General features: G+C 61.9%; 6 protein-coding genes. All 6 read right to left on the bottom strand.

Annotation, left to right across the window (positions count from 1 at the left end; translation table 11 throughout):
- Nucleotides 1–74: 74 nt before the first annotated feature.
- Nucleotides 75–1,493: an OmpA family protein gene (locus BP38_RS22415; RefSeq protein WP_155992502.1), complete on the bottom strand. Its 1,419-nt coding sequence runs from the start codon at nucleotides 1,491–1,493 to the stop codon at nucleotides 75–77.
- Nucleotides 1,494–1,627: 134 nt separating this feature from the next.
- Nucleotides 1,628–2,431 carry an inositol monophosphatase family protein gene (locus BP38_RS0117725; RefSeq protein WP_026988818.1) on the bottom strand — a complete coding sequence of 268 codons (804 nt, stop codon included), beginning with the start codon at nucleotides 2,429–2,431 and terminating at the stop codon, nucleotides 1,628–1,630.
- Nucleotides 2,432–2,485: 54 nt separating this feature from the next.
- Nucleotides 2,486–3,280 carry a 3'(2'),5'-bisphosphate nucleotidase CysQ gene (gene cysQ / locus BP38_RS0117730; RefSeq protein ID WP_035725880.1) on the bottom strand — a complete coding sequence of 265 codons (795 nt, stop codon included), beginning with the start codon at nucleotides 3,278–3,280 and terminating at the stop codon, nucleotides 2,486–2,488.
- A 24-nt stretch (nucleotides 3,281–3,304) separates the two neighbouring features.
- A complete protein-coding gene (locus tag BP38_RS0117735) occupies nucleotides 3,305–5,629 on the bottom strand; it encodes a xanthine dehydrogenase family protein molybdopterin-binding subunit (protein ID WP_026988820.1) in 2,325 nt (774 codons plus the stop codon).
- 214 nt (nucleotides 5,630–5,843) lie between these two features.
- Complete coding sequence (locus BP38_RS0117740) at nucleotides 5,844–6,839, bottom strand: adenosine kinase (protein ID WP_026988821.1); 996 nt, start codon at nucleotides 6,837–6,839, stop codon at nucleotides 5,844–5,846.
- A gap of 49 nt (nucleotides 6,840–6,888) precedes the next feature.
- Nucleotides 6,889–7,300 (bottom strand): adenosylhomocysteinase (locus BP38_RS0117745; RefSeq protein WP_026988822.1); only part of this gene is annotated, 412 nt, incomplete at its 5' end.

Genomic DNA, 7,300 nt, shown 5'->3' on the forward strand with positions numbered 1-7,300 from the left:
GGGCAAGTAAGCAATAAATATGACGTCTTTGCTCTTGCGCGCTCCGGGCAGGATTGCGGCAGAGTCCCCACCATTCAGGAGTCTTCCGGATCTTCCGGAACGATATCCACACGGTTTACAGATCCATCACCGGGCGCGTTGTGGCCGAGCGCTCGGACATCGATCCGGGTGGACCGGATGCCGTGGTCAAGCAAATAGGCGCGCACGGCCAAGGCACGGGACAGGGAGAGCCGCCGGGCCTGGCTGGCATCCTCGTCGGACCCTTCCGCATAGGCCAGGAGCTGGACCCGCATGGAACTGCGTTCCGACAACTGCGCTGCCAACTGACGCAGCTGGCTGCGCGAAGCCTCGCTGAGATCGGCGGATTCCGAGGTGAATTCGATGGTCCGTTCGCTGACTTGACCTGTTTCCGTGGCATCGGGCAGGGAGGCTTGCTGAGTTTCATCGGCCTGAGTCTCATCAGGCTGGCTGTCCTCTGAACGCGCGTCTCTCTCCGGCTGGGAGGCTTCCTGCGTCTCGGCTGCCTGCTCCTCGGGTGTTGAGTCGCGCGTGCTATCCTGGGTGTCGCTGGATAGGTCCTCATCCGCGGAGGCAACCTGGGAGTCTGTTCCGTTTTCGTCCGTATCCTCATCGGAAACAGGGGCGGCCTGCTGGCTTTCCTGTTGTTCCGGGCTGGGTTCTGGACCGGCTTCGTCTTCATCTGCAGCCAAATCGGTCTGGCGCTCAGTCGTATCCGTTGGCTGTCCGGCGCTGTCGGGCTGGTCCGCGCCGGCGTCGCTTTGGTTGTCCTCAGCCATCTGAGTGGATGCGTCCTGTTCCACTTGGCCATCATCAGCCGGTTCAGGCACAGGAGTCGTGCGTTCATCGTCGCGCAGTCCCGAGTCTGTATCGATTGGCTCGTGCGTTTCTGTTTCTTCAGGCGGAAGAACGGACCGCGGCTTGCCGCGTGCCGGCTGGGAGGGTGCTGGCTGGGCGGGGGCCTCTTGCCGCGCGGCTGCCTGTGGTGTTGAGCGGGATGAGGGTGTCGTGGATGACGAAGTGGAACGTCGCTCCTGCGATGTGGGCGCCGTCGCAGATCTCGTCGGCGTTGACGTCGTGGTTGCCGTGTCTTCGCCAATCAGCAGCGTGGATCGTGGCATTTCACGTGGCGGAAAAGCCAGTCCCCCATCACCTGTCGCAGCCTGTCCAGTCCCTGCGCTCCGGTTGGGCAAGCGGGCATAGGGTGACCCGGGCAAAGGTGTGCCCCATGGTGTTGTCTGCTGTTGAGGGCCAGTGGAACGTCCTTGTCCATAACCCGAATTGTCCAGGGACTCGATCACGTCTCGATTGATCGTAATGCCCGTATTGCTGGAATTCCCTTGCGCGCCCGCTGCCTGAGGTAAGGCGGTCAGGAGCAACAGTGCTGTTGCGCCCAGCAAACCGCTTTTCGTCAAGCCCATAGCACGACGGCCGGCTACCTGCCGGGTAATGGACACGTTCTTGGAGCGTCTCACTCTATCAGTTTCCCGCTGCCGTTTTCCCCCGAGGGCGTACCCTGTTCAGCCAAGCGAACCTTAAGACTGATCCGTTTGACTCACAACCGTTTTTGCCTTCTTTCGGCCTGTTAATGGTCACAGGCCCGGGGCAGCTAGTCTTTGCTGCTCTTGCGCAGCAGACCGTCCAGGTCGCGATGCAGATACTCGTTGGCACAGACCAGGTTGGGGCTCTTCGAAGTCAGGCTGCGTCCGCCGATCTCGCTGATGTAGCCGCCGGCCTCGCGAACGAGCAGGGCGCCTGCGGAATAATCCCAGGCTTTCAGTCCCCATTCCCAGAAACCGTCAAAACGTCCGGCAGCCACATAGGCCAGGTCCAGGGACGCCGTGCCCCATCTGCGCACCCCGGCAGATACGGCCATGACTTCGCGCACTTCGTTCAGGAAGCGTTCGTGTCCTTCCAGCCCCTTGAAGGGTATGCCGGTGGCAAAGATCGATTCATCCATGCGCCGACGGGAGGAAACGCGCAGGCGCCGGTCATTGAGGAAGGCGCCATTGCCCTTCTCGGCCGTGAACATCTCATCCTTGAGGGGGTCATAGACAACGGCTGCCACGATCTGCTCACGCTCTTCCAGCGCAATGGAAATGGCAAAGTGGGGTAGGCCGTGCAGGAAGTTGGTCGTTCCATCCAGTGGATCGACGATCCAGCGACGCTCCAGGTTGTCATCTCCCTTCGTCTCCCCGGATTCCTCCATCAGGAAACCGAAGTTGGGCCGTGCGTGCGAAAGCTCCTCGTGCAGAATTTTCTCGGCCTTCATGTCGGCATTGGACACGAAGTCCGCTGGTCCCTTGCGGGAGACCTGCAGGTTCTCGACCTCACCGAAGTCGCGTTTGAGGTGTCGGGCCGCCTTGCTGGCGGCCTTGGTCATGACGGTGATCACCGGAGACTTCAATGACATGCTTGTTCCACCTGTTGTTCTATTCTGCGGCGCAGACAGGACGCAAGTTGCGCCTCAGTCGCGGCCGAAAGCTATGAAATAGGGATTCTCGAAGCCTGGCTTGCCATAAGCCAGCGGCACGCCATCACGCGTTTCGACCCGGCCGCCTGCCGCTTGCAGTACCGCCTGGCCAGCGGCGGTGTCCCATTCCATGGTGCGCCCGAAGCGGGGATAAAGGTCCGCTTCTCCCTGTGCCACGAGACAGAACTTCAGCGACGAGCCGGCACTGACACGGTCGGCCACCTGGTAGCCAGCCAGGAAGGTCTCGAGTTCATCACCACCGCCGTGACGCCGACTGGCGACCACGGTCAGCCCTTCGGCTGGTCTCTGACGGGCCTCTATGGGCGTGAAGGACTCGCCATCACGGGCAAAGAAAGCCTGGTTGTCCGCCCCGATCCAACTCTTGCCCAGAGCCGGTGCGTGAACCACGCCTAGAACCGGGGTGCCCTTTTCGATCAGGGCAATGTTGACGGTGAACTCGCCATTGCCCGATATGAACTCCTTGGTACCGTCCAGCGGATCGACCAGCCAGAAGGGCTGCCGGTTCTGCAGGTCCGGCAGCTTGCCGGCTTCCGCCGCCTCTTCGGAGATAACGGGCAGGTCCGGCGTCATCTTGGCCAGGGCCTCCAGGATGAAAACCTCGCAGGCTTCGTCGGCCTTGGTCACCGGAGAAGAATCTTCCTTCTCGCGCAATCCCATTTCGTCCCCCTTGCCATAGTAGCGCAGGGTGACCTTGCCCGCGGCCTCGGCCAGGACTCTCAGCTCGTCGATCATCTGCTGGCGGTCCATTGAGTGGGCGGCTTTGTCCATGATTGCGGTTTCCGTTGACAGCGGTCAGGAAGCGGTCGAGCTGTCCTGCAGGGCGCGCCAAATCTGTTCCGGGGTGGCAGGCATGTCGATGCGCGTCACGCCGGCCGGGATCAGGGCATCCAGCAGGGCATTCATGATGGCGGGCGGCGCACCGATTGCACCAGCCTCGCCGGCTCCTTTAACACCCATGGGATTGGTCTTGCACGGCATGTCTTCGATCAGCGTCAATTTGACTTCCGGCATGTCATCCGCCCTGGGCATGGCATAGTCCATGAACGAAGCGGTGATCAACTGTCCCTCTTCATCATAGACCGTATGCTCCAACAGGGCCTGGCCCAGGCCCTGCGCCACGCCGCCATGGACCTGGCCGGCTGCCAGCATCGGATTGACCACCGTGCCGAAGTCATCGACCACGACATAGTCGACAATCCTGAGACAGCCGGTATCGGGGTCCACCTCAATCTCGCAGACATGGCAGCCATTGGGGAAGGTCAGGGCCTCGGCCTTGTAGCCGTCGGTCTCCTCAATGGGGGACAGGCCATTGCCTGCACCCTCATGCGTGCGCCTGGCGACTTCGGACAATTCGATGGAGAGGTCGGTTCCGGCAATGCGAAAGTGTCCCTCATCGAACTCGATATCATCGGGCGCGGCTTCCAGCATTTCGCCAGCGACCTGACGTGCTTTCTCGATCACTCTGTCGGCGGCACGCTGGGCCGATACACCCCCCATGAGCAGGGAGCGGGACCCGCCCGTACCACCGCCCTTGTGCACCGTTTCGGAATCCCCCTGGACCATGCGGATCTTTTCGAGCGGCAGGCCGAACTTGTCGTGCAGAAGCTGGGCGTAGGCCGTGTGGTGACCCTGTCCATTGGTCATGGTTCCGATCACCAGCGTGACGCCGCCGTCGGGATCCAAAGAGATGCGGGCCTCTTCTTCGCCCATGCCACCACAGGCCTCGACGTAGGAGGCCAGGCCGATGCCGCGCAGCAGGCCACGACTGCGGGAGTCCGCGCGACGTGCCGCGAATCCGTCCCAATCGATCTGCCTGCAGGCTTCTTTCAGCAGGCGCGGATAGTCACCTGAATCGTAGACCCGATTCAGGCCCGTATCATAGGGCAGATCCTCGGGACGAATGAAATTGCGCACGCGAATTTCGCCGCGGTCCAGGCCGACAACACGGGCCGCTTCGTCCACCAGGCGCTCCATGACATAGGAGGCTTCGGGCCGTCCGGCGCCGCGGTAGGCGTCTACCGGCACGGTGTTGGTCAGCACGCACTTGACCTCCGCATGGATGGCCGGGATGCGGTACAGGCCGGAGTACATCTGTGTGCTGGCACCGGTGGGAATGTAGGGGGCGAAGTTGGAGAGATAAGCGCCCAGGTTCGCCAGTGTGGAGACGCGAATGCCCAGAAAGTGCCCGTCCTTGTCCAGCGCCATCTCTGCCGTGGTCAGGTGGTCGCGGCCCTGGGTATCCGATTGGAAGGACTCGTTGCGCCCTCCCGTCCAGCGCACGGGACGGCCCAATTCCCGTGCAGCGAAAAGGCAGGCCACCTGCTCGGGATAGGCAAAGATCTTCATGCCGAAGCCGCCGCCCACATCCGGCGTGATGACGCGCAGTTTATCGGCCGGGATGTTGAAGATGTTCTGGCAGAGCTGGTCCTTGAGACGATAGATGCCCTGGCTGCCGGTGTGCAGGGTGAACTTGTCCTCCTGCGGGTCATAGTCTGCGATCAGGGCGCGCGGCTCCATGGAGTTCACGACCACGCGATTGTTCACCAGTTCGATGCGCGCAATGTGGTCGGCCTTGGCAAAGGCGGCATCGACATCCGTTTCGTTGCCCTGGGCCCAGTCGAGACAGAGGTTGCTGGACAGGGACTCCTGGACGATGGGGGCATCGGGCTCCAGGGCCGCTTTCATGTCGGCAACAGCCGGCAGGGGGTCGTAGTCGACCTCGACCAGTTCGGCCGCTTCCTGCGCCTGCTCGATGGTTTCCGCCACAACGATGGCCACGGCATCGCCCACATGGTGGACACGCTCGCGTGCCAGGGCCGGGTAGGGAGGTGTTTTGACCTTCTGCCCGTCGCGCCCCGTCATGAGGGCAAGGCAGGGAATATCGCCCACACCTGCTTGGCTCAGGTTCTCTGCCGTGTAGATTGCCAGGACGCCTGGTTGGCTGGCCGCATCCTGGATATCGATCGCAGTGATTGCGGCAGAGGCAAAGGGGCTGCGCACGAAAAAGGCGTGGCATTGCCGCGGGACCACGATGTCGTCCGTGTAGCGTCCTTCACCGGTCAGGAAGCGTTGATCTTCGAGGCGGCGCACGCCTTGTCCGATACCGAACTGGCCCATGGGCTTGCTCCAGTCACTTGTGTGAACACATCGAGGTGGGAAACGATGCTGCAGTGACCTTACTATAATGGGCCGTGCGCCGTGAAAAAAGGTCCACTGTCGTTCAAGCCTGTCAAGGTGAGGAGAGGCTGCGGCATAGAAAAAGGCCCCGGCCATGCGGCCGGGGCCTGAAGGTACGGAAAGGGGGCTTTCCGTTTCCTTTTGCAGGCTGCGCTCAGGCAGCCTTTTCGCGAATCAGCTCCTTGAGGTCGTGCTGGGCACGAGCCCCCAGGTGCGTGACGCTTTCCGCTGCCACCAGGGCACCGAGACGGCCACATTCCTCGAGGGGCTTGTCCTGAGACAGGCCATAGAGGAAACCGGCGGCGTAGAGGTCGCCGGCGCCCGTCGTATCCACGGCCTTGCCGAAGCTTTCGGCCGCGACACGGACGCGGTTGTTGCCGCTGACGATCAGTGAACCCTTTTCGCTCTGGGTCAGGGCCGCCAGCGAGCAGCAGGCTGCCACGTCCTCGGCGGCCTCTTCGAGAGACTCGGATCCGAAGAGGGCGTTAATCTCGGTCTCGTTGGCGAACAGGACGTCGATCCAGAAGTTACGGACCAGTCGGCTGAGCAAGCCCTTGTGCCGCTCAACGCAGCCTGCATCGGACAGGGTCAACACGATCTGGGTGCCGTAAAGCTTCGCCAGGGTGATGGCCTTCAGGCAGGCGTCGCGCGCCGAAGGACTGTCGAAGAGATAGCCTTCCAGGAAGACATAGCGGCTTCTGGCGATGGCATCCTCGTCGATGTCGGCCGGATTTAGCGAGGTGGCGATACCCAGGCAGGTGGCCATGGTGCGCTCCGCATCGGGAGTCACCATAACCATGCAGTGTCCTGTCGGAGGCCCGTCCGCTGCGGGCGAGGCCTCGAACTTCACACCAGTGGACCGCAGGTCGTGGGTGAAGACGTGACCGAGCTCGTCATCACGCACCTTGCCCACGAATTCCACGGAACCGCCCAGGGAGGCGAAGGCGGCCGCGGAGTTCGCGGCCGACCCTCCCGAATTCGACACCGTCTGGTCCAGGTCGTCATAGAGCTTCTCGGCAGTTGCCGCATCAATCAGCGTCATGCCGCCCTTCTCAAGGCTGTGAGAAGAGATGAAAGCCTCATCCTGCCGGGCAATGACGTCGACGATGGCATTGCCGACTGCCAAGAGGTCCTGGGATTTACGAGTCATGATATTCTTCCTCGTTTGTCAGACTGAATGTCTTAGAATCGATCCGCACTTAGTAGCGGTACGTTTCGTTCTTGTACGGCCCGTTCAGCGGCACGCCGATGTATTCGGCCTGTTCCTTCGAGAGCTCGGAGAGATGGGCGCCGATCTTGTCGAGGTGCAGCTTGGCGACCTTCTCGTCGAGGTGCTTGGGCAGCACGTAGACCTGACGCTCGTAGTTCTCGTGGTTCTTCCACAGCTCCATCTGCGCCAGCACCTGGTTGGTGAACGACGCGCTCATCACGAAGCTGGGGTGGCCCGTGCCGCAGCCCAGGTTCACCAGACGGCCCTCGGCCAACAGGATGATCTTGTGCCCGTCCGGGAACTCGATCTGGTCCACCTGCGGCTTGATCGACTGCCACTTCAGGTTCTTCAGCCCCTCGACCTGGATCTCGTTGTCGAAGTGCCCGATGTTGCAGACAATC

This window comes from Fodinicurvata fenggangensis DSM 21160, assembly GCF_000686045.1.
GTDB lineage: Bacteria > Pseudomonadota > Alphaproteobacteria > Kiloniellales > DSM-21159 > Fodinicurvata > Fodinicurvata fenggangensis.

Coding starts and splice junctions, on each gene's coding strand:
- cysQ (WP_035725880.1), bottom strand. CDS start 3,280: ATGGACAAAGCCGCCCACTCAATGGACCGCCAGCAGATGATCGACGAG.
- BP38_RS0117740 (WP_026988821.1), bottom strand. CDS start 6,839: ATGACTCGTAAATCCCAGGACCTCTTGGCAGTCGGCAATGCCATCGTC.
- BP38_RS0117725 (WP_026988818.1), bottom strand. CDS start 2,431: ATGTCATTGAAGTCTCCGGTGATCACCGTCATGACCAAGGCCGCCAGC.
- BP38_RS0117735 (WP_026988820.1), bottom strand. CDS start 5,629: ATGGGCCAGTTCGGTATCGGACAAGGCGTGCGCCGCCTCGAAGATCAA.